The organism is Pseudomonas sp. WSY_20 (assembly GCF_043104335.1).
In the GTDB taxonomy this organism is placed as follows: Bacteria; Pseudomonadota; Gammaproteobacteria; order Pseudomonadales; family Pseudomonadaceae; genus Aquipseudomonas; species Aquipseudomonas parafulva_B.
Genome location: NZ_JBICKP010000021.1, coordinates 1 through 19298 on the forward strand (window position 1 = coordinate 1; position 19298 = coordinate 19298).

18 protein-coding genes are annotated in these 19298 nt (G+C 63.6%); 12 read left to right on the forward strand and 6 right to left on the reverse strand.

What is annotated here, in order from left to right; genetic code table 11:
- Positions 1 to 56: 56 nt before the first annotated feature.
- Positions 57 to 1499: a hypothetical protein gene (locus ACF8E5_RS06475; protein WP_058638925.1), complete on the reverse strand. Its 1443-nt coding sequence runs from the start codon at positions 1497 to 1499 to the stop codon at positions 57 to 59.
- Positions 1500 to 1633: 134 nt separating this feature from the next.
- Between ACF8E5_RS06475 and serB the strand changes: the two genes are divergently transcribed.
- Positions 1634 to 2848: a phosphoserine phosphatase SerB gene (gene serB / locus ACF8E5_RS06480; protein WP_058604066.1), complete on the forward strand. Its 1215-nt coding sequence runs from the start codon at positions 1634 to 1636 to the stop codon at positions 2846 to 2848.
- 66 nt (positions 2849 to 2914) lie between these two features.
- On the opposite strand, the gene asd is transcribed toward serB, so the two are convergent.
- The 3 genes from asd to ACF8E5_RS06495 are packed head-to-tail and all read right to left on the reverse strand — an operon-like array spanning position 2915 to position 6175.
- Positions 2915 to 3778, reverse strand: a complete 864-nt coding sequence (asd, locus tag ACF8E5_RS06485; RefSeq protein WP_058638926.1) for an archaetidylserine decarboxylase — start codon at positions 3776 to 3778, stop codon at positions 2915 to 2917.
- A 9-nt stretch (positions 3779 to 3787) separates the two neighbouring features.
- Positions 3788 to 4597, reverse strand: a complete 810-nt coding sequence (locus tag ACF8E5_RS06490; protein WP_058603990.1) for a rhodanese-like domain-containing protein — start codon at positions 4595 to 4597, stop codon at positions 3788 to 3790.
- A 42-nt stretch (positions 4598 to 4639) separates the two neighbouring features.
- Positions 4640 to 6175: an HDOD domain-containing protein gene (locus ACF8E5_RS06495; RefSeq protein ID WP_078477905.1), complete on the reverse strand. Its 1536-nt coding sequence runs from the start codon at positions 6173 to 6175 to the stop codon at positions 4640 to 4642.
- A 130-nt stretch (positions 6176 to 6305) separates the two neighbouring features.
- Between ACF8E5_RS06495 and motA the strand changes: the two genes are divergently transcribed.
- Positions 6306 to 7157, forward strand: a complete 852-nt coding sequence (gene motA / locus ACF8E5_RS06500) for a flagellar motor stator protein MotA (protein WP_058605808.1) — start codon at positions 6306 to 6308, stop codon at positions 7155 to 7157.
- A 3-nt stretch (positions 7158 to 7160) separates the two neighbouring features.
- The gene (gene motB / locus ACF8E5_RS06505) at positions 7161 to 8183 is read left to right on the forward strand and encodes a flagellar motor protein MotB (RefSeq protein ID WP_392475045.1); all 1023 of its coding nucleotides are present in this window, start codon (positions 7161 to 7163) and stop codon (positions 8181 to 8183) included.
- Between the two features lie 80 nt (positions 8184 to 8263).
- Here motB and rsgA read toward each other — a convergent pair whose 3' ends face one another.
- Positions 8264 to 9295 (reverse strand): small ribosomal subunit biogenesis GTPase RsgA, encoded by a 1032-nt coding sequence (rsgA, locus tag ACF8E5_RS06510; protein ID WP_058637984.1) that lies wholly within the window; start codon positions 9293 to 9295, stop codon positions 8264 to 8266.
- Positions 9296 to 9434: 139 nt separating this feature from the next.
- Between rsgA and orn the strand changes: the two genes are divergently transcribed.
- Positions 9435 to 9977 (forward strand): oligoribonuclease, encoded by a 543-nt coding sequence (gene orn / locus ACF8E5_RS06515; protein WP_027913960.1) that lies wholly within the window; start codon positions 9435 to 9437, stop codon positions 9975 to 9977.
- Between the two features lie 112 nt (positions 9978 to 10089).
- Positions 10090 to 10701 (forward strand): trimeric intracellular cation channel family protein, encoded by a 612-nt coding sequence (locus ACF8E5_RS06520; RefSeq protein WP_023532953.1) that lies wholly within the window; start codon positions 10090 to 10092, stop codon positions 10699 to 10701.
- Positions 10702 to 10799: 98 nt separating this feature from the next.
- Here ACF8E5_RS06520 and queG read toward each other — a convergent pair whose 3' ends face one another.
- On the reverse strand, positions 10800 to 11864 hold the full coding sequence (queG, locus tag ACF8E5_RS06525) for a tRNA epoxyqueuosine(34) reductase QueG (RefSeq protein WP_058637985.1): 1065 nt from the start codon (positions 11862 to 11864) through the stop codon (positions 10800 to 10802).
- 64 nt (positions 11865 to 11928) lie between these two features.
- Here queG and ACF8E5_RS06530 point away from each other — a divergent pair, with 64 nt between their 5' ends.
- From ACF8E5_RS06530 to hflX, 7 genes are all read left to right on the forward strand, one after another.
- Positions 11929 to 12789 (forward strand): NAD(P)H-hydrate dehydratase, encoded by an 861-nt coding sequence (locus ACF8E5_RS06530; protein WP_078477907.1) that lies wholly within the window; start codon positions 11929 to 11931, stop codon positions 12787 to 12789.
- Positions 12777 to 13259 (forward strand): tRNA (adenosine(37)-N6)-threonylcarbamoyltransferase complex ATPase subunit type 1 TsaE, encoded by a 483-nt coding sequence (gene tsaE / locus ACF8E5_RS06535; RefSeq protein ID WP_058605813.1) that lies wholly within the window; start codon positions 12777 to 12779, stop codon positions 13257 to 13259. The genes ACF8E5_RS06530 and tsaE overlap by 13 nt, the downstream gene beginning before the upstream one ends.
- Before the next feature lie 2 nt (positions 13260 to 13261).
- Positions 13262 to 14692 carry an N-acetylmuramoyl-L-alanine amidase gene (locus ACF8E5_RS06540; RefSeq protein WP_392475047.1) on the forward strand — a complete coding sequence of 477 codons (1431 nt, stop codon included), beginning with the start codon at positions 13262 to 13264 and terminating at the stop codon, positions 14690 to 14692.
- Complete coding sequence (gene mutL / locus ACF8E5_RS06545; RefSeq protein WP_078477908.1) at positions 14689 to 16578, forward strand: DNA mismatch repair endonuclease MutL; 1890 nt, start codon at positions 14689 to 14691, stop codon at positions 16576 to 16578. The genes ACF8E5_RS06540 and mutL overlap by 4 nt, the downstream gene beginning before the upstream one ends.
- A gap of 1 nt (position 16579) precedes the next feature.
- Positions 16580 to 17551 (forward strand): tRNA (adenosine(37)-N6)-dimethylallyltransferase MiaA, encoded by a 972-nt coding sequence (miaA, locus tag ACF8E5_RS06550; RefSeq protein ID WP_392475051.1) that lies wholly within the window; start codon positions 16580 to 16582, stop codon positions 17549 to 17551.
- Positions 17552 to 17645: 94 nt separating this feature from the next.
- Positions 17646 to 17906, forward strand: a complete 261-nt coding sequence (gene hfq, locus ACF8E5_RS06555) for an RNA chaperone Hfq (RefSeq protein WP_015272006.1) — start codon at positions 17646 to 17648, stop codon at positions 17904 to 17906.
- A gap of 12 nt (positions 17907 to 17918) precedes the next feature.
- The gene (hflX, locus tag ACF8E5_RS06560; protein ID WP_058605817.1) at positions 17919 to 19220 is read left to right on the forward strand and encodes a ribosome rescue GTPase HflX; all 1302 of its coding nucleotides are present in this window, start codon (positions 17919 to 17921) and stop codon (positions 19218 to 19220) included.
- The last annotated feature ends 78 nt before the right edge of the window (positions 19221 to 19298 follow it).

Sequence of the window (19298 nt, forward strand, 5' to 3'; positions counted from 1 at the left end):
CAAGGCGGGCTTTTTCGTGGGCGCTGTACGGCGCCGCGCAGCGACCCTGTAATGGCTCAGGCGCGGCGTTCGTGCATGCGGGCCAGCTGGCGCTCCAGCATCGAGGGGTATGGCTCCATCAGGCGCTCCACACAGCAGGCGCCTTCCGGGCTTGCAATGGGGCGGATGCGAGCACGCTGGCGAATCAAACCGTCGTCATTGACCTTGCGCTCGACCAGCAACAGATTGCGGCTGTGTTGAGACAGTGCCAGCGCATCCTGCACCTTCTCAGCCATCAGCAGGTCGACCAGTTCCAGGCCATCGAGGTCATTGCTCATGGCAAGGCCCAGTTGCAGTTGCAAGGTGATGCCGCTGTCAGCGACGTCGATCTGCAAGGCATGGCCCAAGGCACGTAGCAACTCACCGCAACAGATGGCATTGGTAAGGTAGTCCTCGCCGCACTGGCGGCTGTGGAACAGGACCAACGTACTGCCATCGTTGAGGGTGTGGGTTTCGCCCTCGTACAGCGAGGCCGCATGCTCCAGGCACTCCTGATAGCGCTCGGTAAGCTCGGTCAGGCGGGTGCGCGGCAAACGCCGCAGCTGCTCCTGGGAACCCAGTTGCACGGCAAGCACTGCGCTGAACTGGGGCTCATCGGACTCCATTTCGATCGCATGCGCCGGTGTGTCGTCCAGCAGGCCGGCGAATGCCTCGTCGTCATCGTCCGCGCTGGTCACGGTAGTGCGCTGGGCAGGCTTGGAAACGGGGGCGGGCGCTTCATCGAAGTGCTCGTCGTCCTCCAGTTCCGGTTCCGGCTCTGGCGGAGGCGGTGGCGCCAGTCGGGCGTGCAGTTGCCGGGCGATGTCGCCGATCTCGTCCTGGCGGTCGGTGGCGGGCGTGTAATACTGCGGGTCGCGCAACCAGACCCGCAGTTGCAGCAGCGGCAAGGTGATGAATCGGCCCTGGCGCAGGCTCAAGGTCAGGGCGAGCACCAGCAGAATGGCCGCCAGGATAGCCATGCTCTGCATGCTGATCAGCATGGGCTGCTGGAACTGGCTCATGTCCAGGCTCATGCGCAGTTGTCCGGCGGCCACGTCCTGGAAGGTGATCTTGGTCTGATAGACGCCCTCGGCCTCACCCAGCAGGCTGTTGCGCGGACGCTGGCCTGCCTCGGCGAGGATGCGGTTGTCGACACTGTAGATGGCGGCATGCGCCACCAGCGGGTTCTTCACCAGGTTGCCCAGCAGCACGTTGAGGCTGAGGATATCGTTGGCCACCAGCAACTCGGTCGCCGACGTGGCCGTCTGGGTCGTCAGGCTCTGGCCCACGGCATCGGCCTGGTCGTGCATGGCCTGCTTGAACTGCAACCCCATTACGCAGGCATAGATCACCAGCGCCAGGGCCACCAGGAAAATGTTGGTGCAGGCGATGCGCAATGCCAATGGCACGCGACGTTGACTCAGGGCGCGATAGATCATCAGGAAGAAATTGTCTGTTTTGACTGAGGTGGGCCGGTTCACTGAGCTCGGCTCTTAATGGCATGAAGTGGGGGGCAGTATAGCGACACGGGTTTTGTCGGCAAAGTATCGTTAGCGCCCGATGGTCACGGAAAATCGGTAGAATGCGCATTTTTCATCGAAGTCGGAGCCTGGTTGTGCGCGAAATCGTCCTGATCAACATCACCGGTGAGGACCGCCCCGGTCTTACCGCTGCCATCACTGGCGTCCTGCTGCAGGGCGGTGTGAGCATTCTCGACATCGGCCTGGCGGTGATGCACGGCACGCTGTCGTTCGGCATCCTGGTGGATATCCCGGATAACGAAGTGGCGACCAAGCTGCTGCAGAGTGTCCAGGCCAAGGCGCACGAGCTGAACTTGCAGGCGCGCTACACACCGATTTCCGAAGCGGACTACCAGCACTGGGCCGATGGCCATGGTGAAGCACGGCACGTGGTGACCCTGCTTAGCCGCAAGATCTCGCCCGACCAGTTACAGCGTGTCAGCGCCATCATCAGCCAGCACGGGCTGACCATCGAGCGCATCGAGCGCCTGTCGGCTCGAGTGGCGCTGGACGCGGACACCAGCAAGGGCAAGGCCGCGGTGGAGATTTCGGTTCGCGGCGAGCCTGACGATGGCCAGGCGTTGCGCGCCGAGTTCTTTGCCTTGTCCGAGGCCCTGAGCATCGACATCGCCTTCCAGCGGGACGACCTGTTCCGCCGCAACCGCCGCCTGGCCGTGTTCGACATGGATTCGACCCTGATCGAAGCCGAAGTGATCGACGAGCTGGCCAAGGCCGCTGGCGTGGGTGAGCAGGTCGCGGCGATCACCGAGCGGGCCATGCGGGGCGAGTTGGACTTCCGGGCCAGTTTCAAGGAACGCATGGCGCTGCTCAAGGGTTTGGATGTCAGCGTGCTGGATGAAATCGGCGCATCGCTGCGCTTGACCGAGGGCGCGGAAAACCTCTTTGCCGAGCTCAAGCGCCTGGGTTACAAGACCGCCATTTTGTCGGGTGGCTTCACCTACTTCGCCCGCCAGGTACAGGCGCGCCTGGGCATCGACTACGTCTTCGCCAATGAGCTGGAAGTGGTCGACGGCAAGGTGACTGGCGTGGCGGTGGAGCCTATCGTCGATGCCCAGCGCAAGGCCGAGCTGCTCCAGCAACTGGCCAGCGAAGAGGGCCTGCAACTGGAGCAGACCATCGCCGTTGGCGATGGCGCGAACGACCTGCCGATGCTGGCGTTGGCGGGGCTGGGCGTGGCCTTCCGCGCCAAGCCGCTGGTGCGTCAGTCGGCCAAGCAGGCGATTTCCACGCTGGGCCTTGATGGTGTGCTGTACCTGCTGGGCCTGCGCGATCGCGATACCCGCGGCTGATCCAGCCTGCGCAGACCCCAGGGTTTTGGCGTTAGCGCCCGAACCCTGGGGCCACGTCTTGGGCCATCACGCCTGCAGCGGCGTGGCCAACAGCTGGCCCATGCGCACCGCCGAGGCGGCGCCCACGTGGTCGGCCCATTTGACCTGGTCGGGGCCGAACAGCACGATCGCCGTCGAACCCAGCTTGAACCGACCCAGTTCGGCGCCTTTTTCCAGGTGAATTGGCGCACGGCTGGCATCGTCGTAGCGGAAGGTCTTGAGCTCGCGCTTGGGCGGCGTGACCAGCCCTGCCCAGACGGTCTCGATGGAGGCCACGATCATGGCACCGACCAAGACAACCGCCATCGGGCCGCGCTCGGTGTCGAACAGGCAGACCACCCGCTCATTGCGAGCGAACAGTTCAGGCACGTTTTCTGCGGTGGTCTGGTTTACCGAGAACAGCCGCCCCGGCACGTAGACCATCTCGCGCAGCGTGCCTGCCAGCGGCATGTGCACGCGGTGGTAGTCCTTGGGTGAGAGGTAGACAGTGGCAAACTCGCCGCCCATGAAGGGGGCTGCCAGGGCCGGGTCGCCGCCCAGCAGTTCCTGTGCGCTGTAACTGTGGCCCTTGGCCTGGAAGATGCGGCCGTGCTCGATCGGGCCAACCTGGCTCACTGCACCGTCGGCCGGGCACAGGATGGCGCCGGGGGTCTGGTCCAGGGGGCGTGCGCCTGGTTTCAGGGCGCGGGTGAAGAATGCGTTGAAGTGCTCGTAGGCGGTCAAGTCTTCGACCAGCGCTTCACGCATGTCGACCTGGTAGCGCTTGGCAAACCAGGCGGTGAAGGCGTTCTTGAACCAGCGGGCGCGGCACTCGGCAACGCAGCCGGCCAGGCGCGACAGCAGGTGATGCGGCAGCAGGTACTGGCTGATGATGAACAGACGGGATTTCATTCAGGTTCCTTAAACTTCGACAGGCGTGTCCGGGTGGTTGCCCCACTCGCTCCAGGAGCCAGCGTACGCTTTGACTCGCGGGTAGCCCAGAGCCTTTGCCACCAGATAAGTGAAGCCGGAGCGGCGATGCGTCTGGCAGTGGGTGATCACTTCCTTGTCAGGCGTGATGCCAAGGGACTGCAGCACTTCGGCGATGTCCGGGCGGATGCGCAGATGGTCATTGAGATCCATGCCGGCGGTCCATTCGAAATTGACCGCACCAGGTATGTGCCCGCCTTTGGCCGCGAGCATTTTTTCGCCGGTGAATTCCTGTGGGGCGCGAGCATCCCAGATGGCCAGGTCATCGGCGCCCAGGCGGCTTTGCAGGTACTCGCGGGTGGCGGTGGGTTCCGGATGCAGTTGCAAACTCACCGGCCGGGTACCCTTGGCAGGCACATCGGTACTGAGCCGGTCGGCCGGCCAGGTCTGGATGCCACCGTTGAGATAGTGGTACCGGGTGTGACCGATCACATCGAGCAACCAGATGAAGCGGCCAGCCCAGCCACCGCCATCATCGTCATACACCACGTAGACCGCATCGCTGCGGTGGCCCAGTTCGCCGAACAGCTTTTCCAGGTCGCTCTGCGGCGGTAGCAGCCCAGGCGCAGGCGGCTGGCCGAGCTGGGTCCGCTTGCCCTCGACGAAATGCGCGCCCGGGATATGCCCGCTGACGTAACGATTGGCGCTGCTGAGGTCGACCAGGATCAGGTCGGGCGAGCCCAGGCGTGGCAGCAGGTCGGCGGCTTCGATCACCAGCGGCAGGCCGGAAAAGTCGGTCATCCACGGTCTCCAGTGTGCAAAGGGGCGATTGTAGCGCAAGGCTCAGCCGTTGCGGTTGGCAAACACCCACAGCGCCCGTTCGATGCATTGCGAGGTTTTGCCAAAAGCCTGCACGCTGATATCGGCCAGGGGCCGGCACCCCTGGTCGGCCACCAATAACATGACCACCTGGTCATTGACCGCCAGCGAGCGCAGCAGGACATGCTCGCCTCGGAACAGGGCACGCAAGGGCGGCGGCAACAACGAGGCGAACTGCGTGTGGTTTTCGGGCGTGATGCGCAGTTGCCCGGCCTTGGACATCAGCTTTTGCAGCAGCTTGTTCGCCGCCACCGGCAATACCAGGCTGGTCGCCTCTTTCGCTAGCCCGGCCGCCTGTTGCACGCGCAGGCAGTCATTGGCCCGGTCCAGGCCAAGCAGCAGCAGGCGTTGCATGCCGCACGCCAGTACCGCCTCACGGGCTTGGGCCGCCAGGTGCACGGTATTGGTGAAAGGGCTGGGCTGGGCCAGCAAGTCCTGGCAGAGCGACCGCCAGCGCGCCAGTTCATCGGCGGTGGGGGGCGGGGGCGCCAGCATGTCCGGGTGGGGGCGGCGTTGATGCCATGGCCAGATCAAGGCCTCGGCTGGGTGGAACAGTGCCAGGCGCGCATGGCGCCTGGCACTGGCCGCGGCTTGCTGGTGCACCTGCTGCTGTATGTCTTCGAGCGAGGTCTGCAGGTAGAGTGCGGTCAGCAGTTGCCAGCGCAGCAGATGGGGATTGTCCCAGCCCACCTGGGCTGCCAGCGCCAGGTTATTGGCCAACAGCACGGTGTTGGCCGGTTGATTGAACCAGCGCCGCAGACCGGGCTCGGCATCGAGCCGATGTTGTTGGTTGAGCAGGTCTTCGTCCCGGGCGATGTTCAACACCTGGGCAAGCTGCTCGCGCTCTTCGAGCAGCAGACGGTAACCCTGGGTCACCCATTGCGGCAGGCGCCACTGCTGGGCCACGGCCTGGCACAGCGCCATGATGCGAACACCGAACAGCTCCTGCTCGACAATGGCGGCGTCTTCTCCTTTATGGATGACCCGCAGCTCCCAGGTGTCGAGCAGCTTCGGGTGGGCCAATGCCAGCGGCCATAACGGGGACAGAAACAGCAGGCTACCCCAGTGGATTTCCTGCCACAGCCGCGCCAGTCGGCTGGCGAACAGGCCACTGGCCTGCTGCGAGGCATGCTGGCTGATCATCTGGAACTGGCGCAGCACCGGCGGGATGTCTTCCATCGGCAGCGCTGGCAGGCGCTTGAGCAGCAGTGCGCTGCGCTCAAGGCCCAGGCGATTGAGCGCAATTTCCAGGCTTTCGGCCGGCTCGGCCTGGCTGGCGTTGGTCGGGTGGTTGGCTTCGCGCATCACCGACAGCACCAGGGCCGGGCTGTCCTGCATCAGCTCGGCGATGTCGCGCAATGAACGCCGGTTATCGTTGATGGCCGCCATGACCCGGTCGTAGCTGTGCTTGGGCACAGGAATGCGCACACTCTCCAGCAGCTTCACCCAGGCTTCTAACGTACGTGGGGCCTGGCCGGATACCTCGGTTTCAATTGGCATTTTGACATCAGTCCGAACTGGCTTTTCGCTTTTAGTGGCTATAGTCTGGCGCAGTTCTGCCGATAAGGAGAAGAAGAGTTTTGACGCTCCCGCCTCTTTCCCTGACCACGACAGCAAGTGCTTTGAATCTATGGCTAAAATTATCGGCATCATCGTCGTATTCGCGAGCGTACTCGGCGGCTACGTCCTTTCCCACGGCAAGATTGCGGCGCTGATCCAGCCGTTCGAAGTGCTGATCATCGGCGGCGCGGCCTTTGGTGCGTTTCTGCAGGCCAACCCTGGCTACATGACGATGCACGTTCTGAAGAAGTCGATGAAGATGTTCGGCTCGCGCTTCACCCATGCCTATTACCTGGAAGTGCTGGGACTGGTCTATGAAATTCTCAACAAGAGCCGCCGCGAAGGCATGATGGCCATCGAGGCCGACATCGAAGACGCCTCGGCCAGCCCGATCTTTGCCAAGTACCCGACCGTACTGGCCGATGAGCGCATGACCGCGTTCGTCTGCGACTACCTGCGCATCATGTCCACCGGCAACATGGCCCCCCACGAACTCGAAGGTCTGTTCGACATGGAGCTGCTGAGCATGAAGGAGGAGCTGGAGCATCCGTCCCACGCGGTCACTGGGGTCGCAGACGGCATGCCAGGCTTCGGTATCGTTGCAGCCGTATTGGGTATCGTCGTCACCATGGCGTCGCTGGGCGATGGTGACCAGGCAGCCATCGGTATGCACGTGGGCGCCGCCTTGGTGGGTACCTTCTTCGGTATTCTCGCCGCCTACGGTTTCTTCGGCCCACTGGCCAAGTGCCTTGAGCACGATGCCAAGGAAGAACTCAACCTGTACGAGTCGATCAAGGCCTCGCTGGTCGCCTCGGCCTCGGGCATGCCGCCGTCGCTGGCCGTGGAGTTCGGGCGCAAGGTGCTGTACCCCAAGCATCGCCCCAGCTTCTCCGAGCTCGAGCAAGCGGTACGCGGTCGCTGAGTCATGGAGAACAATCAGCCCATCATCGTCAAGCGCGTAAAGCGCTTTGGCGGCGGCCACCACGGTGGCGCCTGGAAGATCGCCTTTGCCGACTTCGCCACGGCCATGATGGCGTTCTTTCTGGTGCTGTGGTTGCTGTCGACCGCAACCCCTGAGCAGAAGATCGCCATCGCCGGGTACTTCAAGGACCCGATCGGCTTCTCCGAGAGTGGTACACCCTACGTCATCGACCTGGGCGGCTCGCCCGAGCTGGCGCCGGAGAAGACCATCAACCCCGAGGTGAAATCGGAGCCGACCCCAGACACCAGCATCGAACTGAACAAGGACCAGGTGGAAACCATGGCCGAGCAGGTCGAGCGCGAGCGCCTCGAGCTGCTGCTGCAGGAGTTGCAGAACAAGGTGGAGGAGAACCCGCAGCTGCAGAAGTTCAAGGACCAGATCCTGTTCGAGATCACCCAGGACGGCCTGCGCATCCAGATCATGGACGCCGAGAACCGGCCCATGTTCGACATCGGCAGTGCACGCTTGCAGCCCTATTTCGAGGACATCCTGCTGGCCATGGCCGATACCATCAAGACCGTGCCCAACAAGATCAGCGTCAGTGGCCATACCGATGCCAAGCCGTACGCAGGCGCTGGCGAGTTCGGCAACTGGGAGCTGTCGGCCAACCGTGCCAACGCTGCGCGGCGGGCCCTGGTGGCAGGGGGTTATCCAGATGGCCAGGTGGCACGGGTGGTGGGGTATGCGTCTTCGTCGCTGTTCGATCGCAAGAACCCGTTCAACCCGGTAAACCGTCGGATCGACATCATCGTGCTGACCAAGAAGGCCCAGCGTGATATCGAAGGCGAGCAGGGCGCCGCGCCACCGCCGGCGCAAGCCCCTACCGGGGCGCAGCCACCTTCAACGACTGCACCGGCACCCTCGGCGGCCGATGACCAGACGCCCATGCAACCACGTGAGTTGCGCCAGAAGCTCAACATCTTCGAGGACGGCACGTTGAAGATGGATGAGGCCAAGGAACAGTAAGGGCTTGGCAGCCCCGTTGGGCTGCCGGTCACTGCCGGGGCGGACAAGGTACCTCGCCTGCATTGGGCATGCAGGGTTGATCAGTAGGTTTCTTCCGGCAGGCTGGCGATGATCGAGCGGTAGCTGTTCATCCGCTGTGGCTTGATTCGCCCGTCTTCCAGGGCCTTGAGCAGCGCGCACCCAGGCTCGCGATCATGTTTGCAGTCGCGGAAGCGGCAGGTGCCGAACAGGTCGCGGAACTCGATAAAGCCCTCTTCCACATCGGTGCGGCTGACATGCCCCAGGCCGAACTCACGGATGCCCGGCGAGTCGATCAGGTCGCCCCCGTTGGGGAAGTGGTACAGGCGGGCGGTGGTGGTGGTATGGGTGCCCTGGCCTGACCATTCCGACAGGTCACCGACCCGGGTACCGGCCTGTGGCAGCAGGCTGTTGACCAGCGACGACTTGCCCACCCCCGACTGACCGACGAAGACGCTGATGTGTCCATCCAGTGACTGCTGCAGGCGCTGCATGCCATCCCCTTGATGCGCCGACACTTCCAGCAGCGGGTAGCCCAGTTCACGGTAGACGTCCAGGAGCGCTTGCAGGCCTGGCCCGTTCTCGTCATTGACCAGGTCAGCCTTGTTCAGCAGCAACAGGGGCCGCAGGCCGGCATGCTCGGCGGCCACCAGGTAGCGGTCGATGAGGTTGGGGTGCGGTTCCGGCGCCGGTGCGAAAACGATGACGATAAGGTCGACATTGGCCGCCACTGGCTTGAGCTGGCCATGGTTGTTGGGCCGGCACAGTTCGGTTGCACGGGGCATCTGCGCAACGATGACGCCGATCCCCTGGTTGCCGGCACGCCAGACCACGCGGTCGCCAGTGACCAACGCAGGAAGGTTGGCGCGCAGGTGGCAGCGAAACACCTGGCCTGCGGTGTCGCCATCCTGGGCTTCGACTTCAACTTGTACACCGAAGTGCGCGATCACCAGCCCCAGCTGCTCGGGCCCAAGGTCGCCGCCTTCCAGTTCCTGCAAGGCATGCTGCTCGCGCTTTGCCGCACGTGCAGCGCGCTCGTTCTGAATCTTTTCGATACGCCAGTTCTGGCGACGGTTGAGCTGGCGTTTGGCCATGAACGCTCCGTAGAAGGCCCCGTGCGGGGCGTAGAAAACGACTGGCAGTCTAGCATGCCGGGCCTGAACGCTGTCCGCTTCACTTTGGTTCGTGGGGGTGCACTGCGCTAATATAGGCCTCCATCGGAGGAGTGCCTGCATGCAAAACCCACAGAACCTGATCTGGATCGACCTGGAGATGACCGGGCTGGATCCGGACAGCGATGTCATCATCGAGATGGCCACCATTGTCACCGACAGCGACCTCAATACGCTGGCCGAGGGCCCGGTCATCGCCATCCACCACAGTGATGAAGTGCTGGCGCGCATGGACGACTGGAACACCCGCACCCACGGCGCCTCCGGCCTGACCCAGCGTGTGCGCGAGAGCCAGGTGAGCATGGCCCAGGCCGAGGCCCAGACCATCGCCTTCCTCGAGCAGTGGGTACCTAAAGGCAAATCGCCAATCTGCGGGAACAGCATCTGCCAGGACCGTCGATTCCTGTACCGGCACATGCGTCAGCTGGAAAATTACTTCCACTACCGCAATCTCGACGTCTCCACCCTCAAGGAACTGGCAGCGCGCTGGGCCCCCGAAGTGCGAGACAGCTTCAGCAAGGGCAACACGCACCTGGCGCTGGACGACATTCGCGAATCCATCGCCGAGCTGCGCCACTACCGCGAACACTTCATCAAATTCTAAAAAAACGCAGCTCACGCGCTTCACGCGACCATTAGCGTACGGCCCCCGGCACTTCTGCCCGAGGCCGTGCGCTGACGGTCGCTTGAGCGGGTGATCGGTGTGGGTCTTGCTCATGTTGCTGATGCTTTATCTGATCGCCATCACCGCCGAAGCGATGACCGGTGCGCTGTCTGCCGGCCGTCGTGGCATGGACTGGTTCGGGGTGGTGCTGATCGCGTGCGTGACCGCATTGGGCGGTGGCTCGGTGCGTGACGTGCTGTTGGGGCACTACCCGCTGACCTGGGTCAAGCACCCGGAATACCTGGTGCTGACCAGCTGTGCGGCGCTGTTGACCATTTTCATCGCGCCGATGATGCGCCGCCTGCGCTCCCTGTTTCTGGTACTCGACGCCTTGGGGCTGGTGGCCTTTACCCTCATTGGTTGCATGACCGCGCTGGAGATGGGGCAGGGCATGCTGGTGGCGTCCATCAGCGGTGTGATCACGGGGGTCTTCGGCGGGATTTTGCGGGATATCTTCTGCAATGACATTCCGCTTGTGTTCCGCCGGGAGCTTTACGCGAGCGTGTCGTTCGCTGCGGCCTGGTTCTACCTGGGCTGCGACTACTTCAAGGTGCCCGCAGAGCAAGCCATGCTGCTGACCTTGTTCGGTGGGTTTCTGGTGCGATTGCTGGCTATCCGCTTTCACTGGGAGATGCCCAAGTTTCATTACAATGACCAGCAGTGAGGTTGGGCGCCCGCACCAGGCTAGCGGGCCCTGGCTTTGTGCTACACCGCAAAGGTGCAGAGGCCGCTATGCGGCCTATCGCGACCTCCCCTTTAGGGTCATGCCACCCCGTGCCGGGCAAGCGCCCATTCCACGTGTTCCCTCACCAGTGGCGAGGCATCGTCGCGTCGCGCCTTGAGGGCTTCGATGACCGGGATCGTGGAGGGGGCGTTGCCCAGACCAACGGCCAGGTTGCGCAGCCAGCGCTCATAACCGGCACGTCGCAATGGCCCGCCTTCGGTCTTGCGCAGGAAAGTAGGCTCATCCCACAAGAACATCTGCGCCAGCTCCGCGTTCTCCAGGCCGTGGCGGGGCTGGAAGTCCTGCTCGCGGGTGGGCTTGGCGAAGCGGTTCCAGGGGCAGACGATCTGGCAGTCATCGCAGCCGAACACCCGGTTGCCCATCATCGAGCGCAACTGCACCGGGATCGGCCCCTTGAGCTCGATGGTCAGGTAGGAGATGCAGCGGCGGGCATCGAGCACGTACGGGCCGACGAACGCCTGGGTTGGGCAGATGTCCAGGCAAGCCGTGCAGCGGCCGCAATGCTCGCTGGTGGTGGCCTGGTCCACTGGCAGGGGCAGGTCGACGAACAGTTCAGCCAGAAAGAAGTAGCTGCCGGCCTTGCGGTTGAGCAACAGGGTGTTCTTGCCGATCCAGCCAAGCCCGGCTTGTTCGGCCAGCGCCTTTTCCAACACCGGCGCGCTGTCGACGAAGGCTCGGTAGCCAAAGGGGCCGATGGCCTGCTGGATGCGGTCGGCCAGCGACTGCACACGCTTGCGCACCAGCTTGTGGTAGTCCCTGCCCAAGGCATAGCGGGATACGTAGGCCTTTTCCGGTTGGGCCAGGCGCTGCGCCATTTGCGTGTCGCCGGGCAGATAGTCCATGCGCAGCGAGACGACGCGCACGGTGCCTGGAATCAGCTGCTCTGGGTGGGCGCGCTTGCTGCCGTGTGCCCCCAGGTATTCCATCTCCCCCTGATAACCGGCGTCCAGCCAGCGCTGCAGGTGATGCTCGTGTTCGCCCAGGTCGATACCGGCGATGCCGACGTGGGCAAAGCCCAGTTCCTGGCCCCACAGCTTGATGTTATGGGCCAGTGCGTCGAGGTCAGGAGTGAAGGCGGACATGGATGGGCAAGCAATACGGGCAGAGGTGCGTATAATTCTGCCAGACATTGGAGCTTTTGACCCCATGCAACAGACCAGTAACCCCGTACACGCCCCCACAGTGCTGAGCAGCCTGACCGTTGCCCGCCTGCCGCCACGCCCTGCTCAGGCCCATAAAGGTGACTTCGGCCATGTGCTGGTGGTCGGCGGCGACCTTGGCACCGGCGGCTCCGTCCTGCTCAGCGCCGAGGCCGCGTTGCGCTGCGGCGCGGGGCTGGTGAGCGTAGCCACGCGGCCGGAGCACGTGGCCGCCGGGCTGACTCGCATGCCCGAAACCATGTGCCTGGGCGTGCAGTCGGCCAACCAGTTGATGACCGTGCTGGGCCGCGCTTCGGTGGCGGTCGTGGGGCCTGGCCTGGGGCAGGCGGCATGGGGGCGCAGCCTGCTGTCCGCTGTGGCCAACGCCGAGGGCGCGCAGGTTTGGGATGCCGATGCCCTGAACCTGCTGGCAGCCTCGCCCCTTGCGCTGCCCAGTGGCAGTATCCTGACCCCGCACCCAGGCGAAGCTGCACGGCTGCTGGGTATTTCCACCGAAGCGGTGCAGGCGGACCGCCCGGGTGCAGCGCGCAAGCTGGCACGCCGCCACAACAGTGTGTGCGTGCTCAAAGGCGCAGGTACCTTGGTCGCCGACCCCGAAGGGCGGTTGGCGCGCTGCGACCGTGGCCATCCAGCCATGGCGGGCGCAGGCCTTGGAGATGTGCTCAGTGGTGTGTGCGGCGCGCTGCTGGCCCAGGGGCTTGGCGCCTGGGACGCCGCAGGCCTGGGCGTCTGGCTGCATGCCTGTGCTGGCGAGCGCCTGGGTAGCGGCGGCCGGGGGTTGGCGGCCAGTGATCTGATACCTGTGATTCGTGCGTTGTTGGAGGAGCATTCAGCGTGTCTGGCTTAAACCTGTTTCTGGCCGATGAAGCGGCCATGGTTGCCTTTGGCGGCCAACTGGCCGGTGTGACCGGTGGGCGCGGGATCATCTTCCTGGAAGGCGACCTCGGCGCTGGCAAGACAACCCTGTCTCGCGGCCTTATTCGTGGGTTGGGCCATACGGGTGCAGTGAAAAGCCCTACGTTTACCGTGGTAGAACCCTACGAGATTGGTGATGTCCGAGCTTTTCACTTCGACCTCTATCGGCTGGTCGATCCGGAGGAGCTTGAGTTCATGGGCATTCGTGACTATTTCGAGGGTGATCCACTGTGCCTGTTCGAGTGGCCACAAAAGGGTGCGGGCGTTTTGCCAAAGCCTGACCTGACCATTACCATAAGCCCCCAGGCGAGCGGACGCTCGCTTGTACTTTCGCCGCAGGGGGCTCGCGGCGACGCCTGGTGCGTGGCACTGGCCGAATACTATAAACAGCAAGCGGGGTAGGTATGCGCATACGCGCACTGGTCGCCATCGTTGGGCTTTTGCTGACAACGGTGACCGTTGAGGCTCTGGCCGTCACTCAAGTCAAGAGCGTGCGCCTGTGGCGTGCGCCGGACAACACCCGGCTGGTCTTCGACCTGTCTGGCCCTGTGCAGCACAGTGTCTTCACATTGAGCGCACCCGATCGGCTGGTCATCGACATCAACGGCGCAACCCTGGGCGCACCCTTGAAGGTGGCGACGTCCAATACGCCGATCAGCAGCGTGCGCTCGGCCCAGCGCACGCCGACCGACCTGCGGGTGGTCGTGGACCTGAAGAAATCGGTCACGCCCAAGAGCTTCACCCTGGCGCCTAACGCGCAATACGGCAATCGCCTGGTGGTCGACCTGTACGATCAGGAGGCGGACGCCATTGCCGCCAGTGCCCCACCGCCTACGCCGCCACCGGTGCAAACGCCAGCCACCACGCCAGCGGTGCCCGTCACGCCAACCCAGCCAGCCATCAAGCTGCCACCGGTGCCCAGTGGCAAGCGCGATATCGTGGTGGCCATCGATGCCGGTCACGGTGGCGAGGATCCAGGCGCTTCGGGCTCCAGCGGGCAGCATGAAAAAGACATCGTCCTGCAGATCGCCCGCGAACTGCAGCGCCAGATCAACAGCGAGAAGGGCTTTCGCGCCGAGCTGACGCGCACCGGCGACTACTTCATCCCGTTGCGCAAGCGCACCGAGATCGCCCGCAAGAAAGGCGCCGACCTGTTCATCTCCATCCACGCCGATGCTGCCCCGTCGCGCGCTGCCTTCGGCGCCTCGGTGTTCGCCTTGTCCGACCGCGGTGCCACCTCCGAGACCGCACGCTGGCTGGCCGATACGGAAAACCGCTCTGACCTGATCGGCGGTGCCGGCAATGTCAGCCTCGATGACAAGGACCGCATGCTGGCCGGGGTGCTGCTCGACCTGTCGATGACGGCCACGCTCAGCTCCAGCCTCAACGTCGGTCAGAAGGTGCTGGGCAACATGGGGCGTATCACCTCGCTGCACAAGCAGCGCGTGGAACAGGCCGGCTTCATGGTGCTCAAGTCCCCGGACATTCCCTCGATCCTGGTAGAGACCGGCTTCATCTCGAACAATGCAGAAGCCGCCAAGCTGGCCACACGCAGCCACCAGCAGGCATTGGCGCGCTCCATTCACACCGGGGTTCGCCAGTACTTCCAGCAGAACCCACCGCCAGGCACTTACGTGGCGTGGCTGCGCGACAGCGGCAAGATCGCCCAGGGCCCGCGTGAACATACGGTGCGGCCCGGCGAAACCCTGGCCATGCTTGCGGTGCGCTATCAGGTCAGCGTCACCAGCCTGCGCAGCACCAATAGCCTAAAGACCGATGAGCTGAAGGTCGGCCAGCGCCTGGACATTCCTGCCACCACGTTGGCTTCGCAATGAGCGGCGGCTCTCGTATCCAGCTGCTCAGCCCGCGGCTGGCCAACCAGATTGCGGCTGGCGAGGTGGTGGAACGGCCGGCATCGGTTGCCAAGGAGCTGTTGGAAAACAGTCTTGACTCCGGTGCTCGCCGGATCGACGTCGACGTCGAGCAGGGTGGCATCAAGCTGCTGAAGGTGCGCGACGATGGCAGCGGCATCTCTGCCGACGACCTGCCGCTGGCGCTGGAGCGCCATGCCACCAGCAAGATCCGCGAGCTCGAAGACCTTGAAGGCGTCCTGAGCCTGGGGTTTCGCGGTGAAGCCTTGGCCTCGATCAGCTCGGTCGCCCGGCTGACCCTGACCTCGCGCACGGCCAACGCCAGCGAAGCCTGGCAGGTGGAAACCGAAGGGCGCGAGATGACTGCGCGGGTGCAGCCTGCTGCGCACCCCGTCGGCACGTCCGTGGAAGTGCGCGACCTGTTTTTCAACACGCCGGCGCGGCGCAAGTTTCTCAAGGCCGAGAAAACCGAATTCGACCACTTGCAGGAAGTGATCCGGCGCCTGGCACTGGCCCGGTTCGACGTGGCCTTCCATCTGCGGCACAACGGCAAGAGCATTCTGAGCTTGCACGAGGCACGCGAGGAAGCCGACCGTGCCCGGCGGGTGGGCGCCATCTGCGGTCCGGGTTTCATGGAGCAGGCCCTGCCCATCGACGTGGAGCGCAACGGCCTGCGCCTGTGGGGGTGGGTCGGGTTGCCGACCTACTCGCGTAGCCAGGCAGACTTGCAGTACTTCTTCGTGAACGGGCGCGCGGTGCGCGACAAGCTGGTGGCCCATGCCGTACGCCAGGCTTATCGGGACGTGCTGTTCAACGGCCGTCACCCCACCTTCGTCCTGTTTCTTGAGCTTGAGCCCAATGGCGTGGACGTCAATGTTCACCCGACCAAGCACGAAGTGCGCTTCCGTGAAGGACGCAGCGTCCACGACTTTCTGTACGGCACATTGCACCGTGCCCTGGCCGATGTGCGTCCCGAAGACCAGTTGGCTGCCCCGGCTGCCCTGCCTGAGGCGACCCGCCCGACGGGGCAGCAGGCAGGCGAGTTCGGGCCCCAGGGCGAAATGCGCCTGGCTGCGGCCGTGCTCGAGCAACCGCGTGCTGCGCCGTCTCCCGTTGCCGGCAGTGGCAGTGGCGCGGGTTACCAGTATCAATACACACCCAGGCCGTCGCCGCCATTGCCGGCTGCCGAGGCCCAGGCGGTCTATCGCGAGTTCTACAAGCCCTTGAGCGAAGGCGCCGCCGCGCTGCCGGAAAGCCAGGGCGACATCCCCCCGCTTGGCTTCGCGTTGGCCCAGCTCAAGGGCATCTACATCCTGGCCGAGAACGCCGCAGGCCTGGTGCTCGTCGACATGCATGCCGCCCATGAACGGATCATGTACGAGCGGCTGAAGGTGGCCATGGCCAGCGAGGGTCTTAGCGGTCAGCCATTGCTGGTGCCCGAAACGCTCGCCCTGAGCCAGCGCGAGGCCGATTGCGCCGAAGAACACGCCGCCTGGTTCCAGCGCCTGGGCTTCGAGTTGCAGCGCCTTGGCCCGGAAACCCTGGCGATTCGCCAGATTCCTGCGTTGCTCAAGCAGGCTGAAGCCAACCGCCTGGTACAGGATGTGCTGGCGGACCTCATGGAGTACGGCACCAGCGACCGTATCCAGGCACACCTGAACGAATTGCTCGGCACCATGGCCTGTCACGGTGCCGTGCGTGCCAATCGGCGCCTGGCGATCCCGGAAATGAACGCCTTGCTGCGCGACATGGAAAACACCGAGCGCAGCGGCCAGTGCAACCATGGCCGTCCCACCTGGACCCAGATGGGCCTGGATGATCTGGACAAACTATTCCTGCGCGGTCGATGAAATGAGTGGCAAGCCCCCTGCAATATTTCTGATGGGCCCGACGGCATCGGGCAAGACCGACCTCGCCATCGAGCTGAGCAAGGTCTTGCCTTGCGAGCTGGTGAGCGTCGATTCCGCCCTGGTCTATCGGGGCATGGACATCGGTTCGGCAAAGCCTTCCAAGGCTGTGCTGGCTGCCCATCCGCACCACCTGATCGACATCCGCGACCCGGCCGACGCTTACTCGGCTGCGCAGTTTCGTGCCGACGCCTTGCGCGTGATGGCCCAGATCACCGCCCGCGGCAATATCCCATTGCTGGTGGGCGGGACCATGCTCTATTACAAGGCGTTGACCGAGGGGCTGGCCGACATGCCGGCGGCCGATGCCCAGGTCAGGGCCGAGCTCGAGGCCCTGGCCGAGGCCGAGGGCCTGGAGGCGCTGCACCAGCAATTGGCTGAGGTCGATCCGGAGTCGGCCGCGCGCATCCATCCCAACGATCCGCAACGGTTGATCCGGGCGCTGGAGGTGTACCGGGTCAGCGGGCAAAGCATGACGGCCCATCGACAGCGTCAATTGGCTGAAAGTAGCGGTGCAGACGCAGGCGCCTGCGGTCATTTGCCCTATACTGTCGCCAGTCTTGCGATTGCGCCTACAGATCGTCACATTCTGCATCAGCGAATTGCGTTACGATTTTCACAGATGTTGGAACAGGGCTTTGTCGACGAGGTCCGATTGCTGCGAGCCAGAAGTGACTTGCACGCTGGACTGCCGTCTATACGGGCAGTGGGCTATCGGCAGGTCTGGGATTACCTGGACGGCCAGCTGACTGAGAATGAGATGCGTGAACGCGGTATCATCGCGACCAGGCAGTTGGCCAAGCGGCAATTCACCTGGCTGCGTGGCTGGCCAGACGTGCATTGGCTCGACAGCCTGGCCTGCGACAATCTGTCCCGCACCTTGAAATACCTTGGGGCCATCTCCATATTGAGCTGAGTCCCTGCTGATTGCCGTCTATCCTTGTGAAAGCCGGCCTTACTTATCGTTTTTTCAGATTTTCCAATTATTTATCCTTACAGGAGTGCGGCATATGTCAAAAGGGCATTCGCTACAAGACCCTTACCTGAATACCTTGAGAAAAGAAAAGGTCCCGGTTTCGATCTACCTGGTAAACGGCATCAAGCTGCAAGGCTCGATCGAATCGTTCGACCAGTTCGTGGTGCTGCTGAAGAACACCGTCAGCCAGATGGTCTACAAGCACGCCATTTCCACTGTTGTACCTGCCCGCCCGGTTCGTCTGCCAAGCCCGTCCGATTCCGATCACGGCGACAGCGAGCCAGGCAACGCCTGATAGGAGCCTGCATTGTTCTTTGAGCGCCACGGTGGTGGTGAACGCGCGTTGCTCGTTCACTTGGAAGGTCAGAACCCTGAGGCGCGCGAAGACCCGCAGGAGTTTCAGGAACTCGCGTTGTCGGCCGGTGCCGACATCGTCTCGCTGGTAACGGTCTCGAGGCATCAGCCCTCGGCCAAGTACCTGATTGGCAGTGGCAAGGTCGAGGAGTTGCACGACCGTGTCCATGCCGAGCAGGTAGACCTGGTGATTTTCAATCACACCCTCACGCCCAGTCAGGAGCGCAACCTCGAACGCGTGTTCGAGTGCCGTGTGCTCGACAGGACCGGGCTGATTCTGGATATCTTCGCCCAACGGGCACGTACCCACGAAGGCAAGCTGCAGGTCGAACTGGCCCAGCTTGAGCACATGAGTACGCGGCTGGTACGCGGTTGGACCCACCTTGAGCGACAAAAAGGGGGTATTGGCCTGCGGGGGCCGGGTGAAACCCAGCTCGAAACCGACCGTCGCCTGCTGCGCGTACGCATCCGGCAGATCAAGTCCCGCCTCGAGAAAGTACGCAGCCAGCGCGAACAGGCGCGTCGCGGGCGCAAGCGCGCGGACATTCCGTCGGTCTCGCTGGTGGGCTACACCAACGCCGGCAAGTCCACGTTGTTCAACGCCCTGACCCAGTCCGAGGTGTACGCCGCCGACCAGTTGTTCGCCACCCTCGACCCGACGCTGCGTCGGCTTGAGCTCAACGACCTGGGGCCTATCGTGCTGGCCGATACCGTGGGCTTCATTCGCCACCTGCCGCACAAGCTGGTCGAGGCGTTTCGGGCTACGCTCGAGGAGTCGAGCAACTCCGACCTGCTGCTGCACGTGATCGATGCCCATGAGCCTGAGCGCATGGAGCAAATCGAGCAGGTGCTGGCCGTGTTGGGCGAGATTGGCGCCGAAGGCTTGCCGATCCTCGAGGTGTATAACAAACTCGACCTGCTCGAAGAGGTCGAGCCGCAGATCCAGCGCAATGCCGACGGCAAGCCCGAGCGGGTCTGGGTTTCGGCACGTGACGGGCGTGGCCTGGAGTTGGTTGGCCAGGCGATTGCCGAGCTGCTGGGTGATGATCTGTTTGTCGGCACCTTGTGCCTGGAGCAACGTTTTGCCCGCCTGCGCGCGCAATTCTTTGACCTGGGCGCGGTGCAGAGTGAAGCGCATGATGAAGAAGGGCGCAGCCTGCTGAGCGTGCGTCTGCCCAGGGTAGAACTCAATCGCCTGGTCAGCCGTGAAGGCATGGAGCCGCAAGTGTTTGTCGAGCAACACACTTTGCAATAAATGCCCTACGAGGTCGTCGGGCAGCAGTGACAGGCATTCTGTAGCATTGGACGGCGCGCCGTGGGCGCGTCTTTGCTT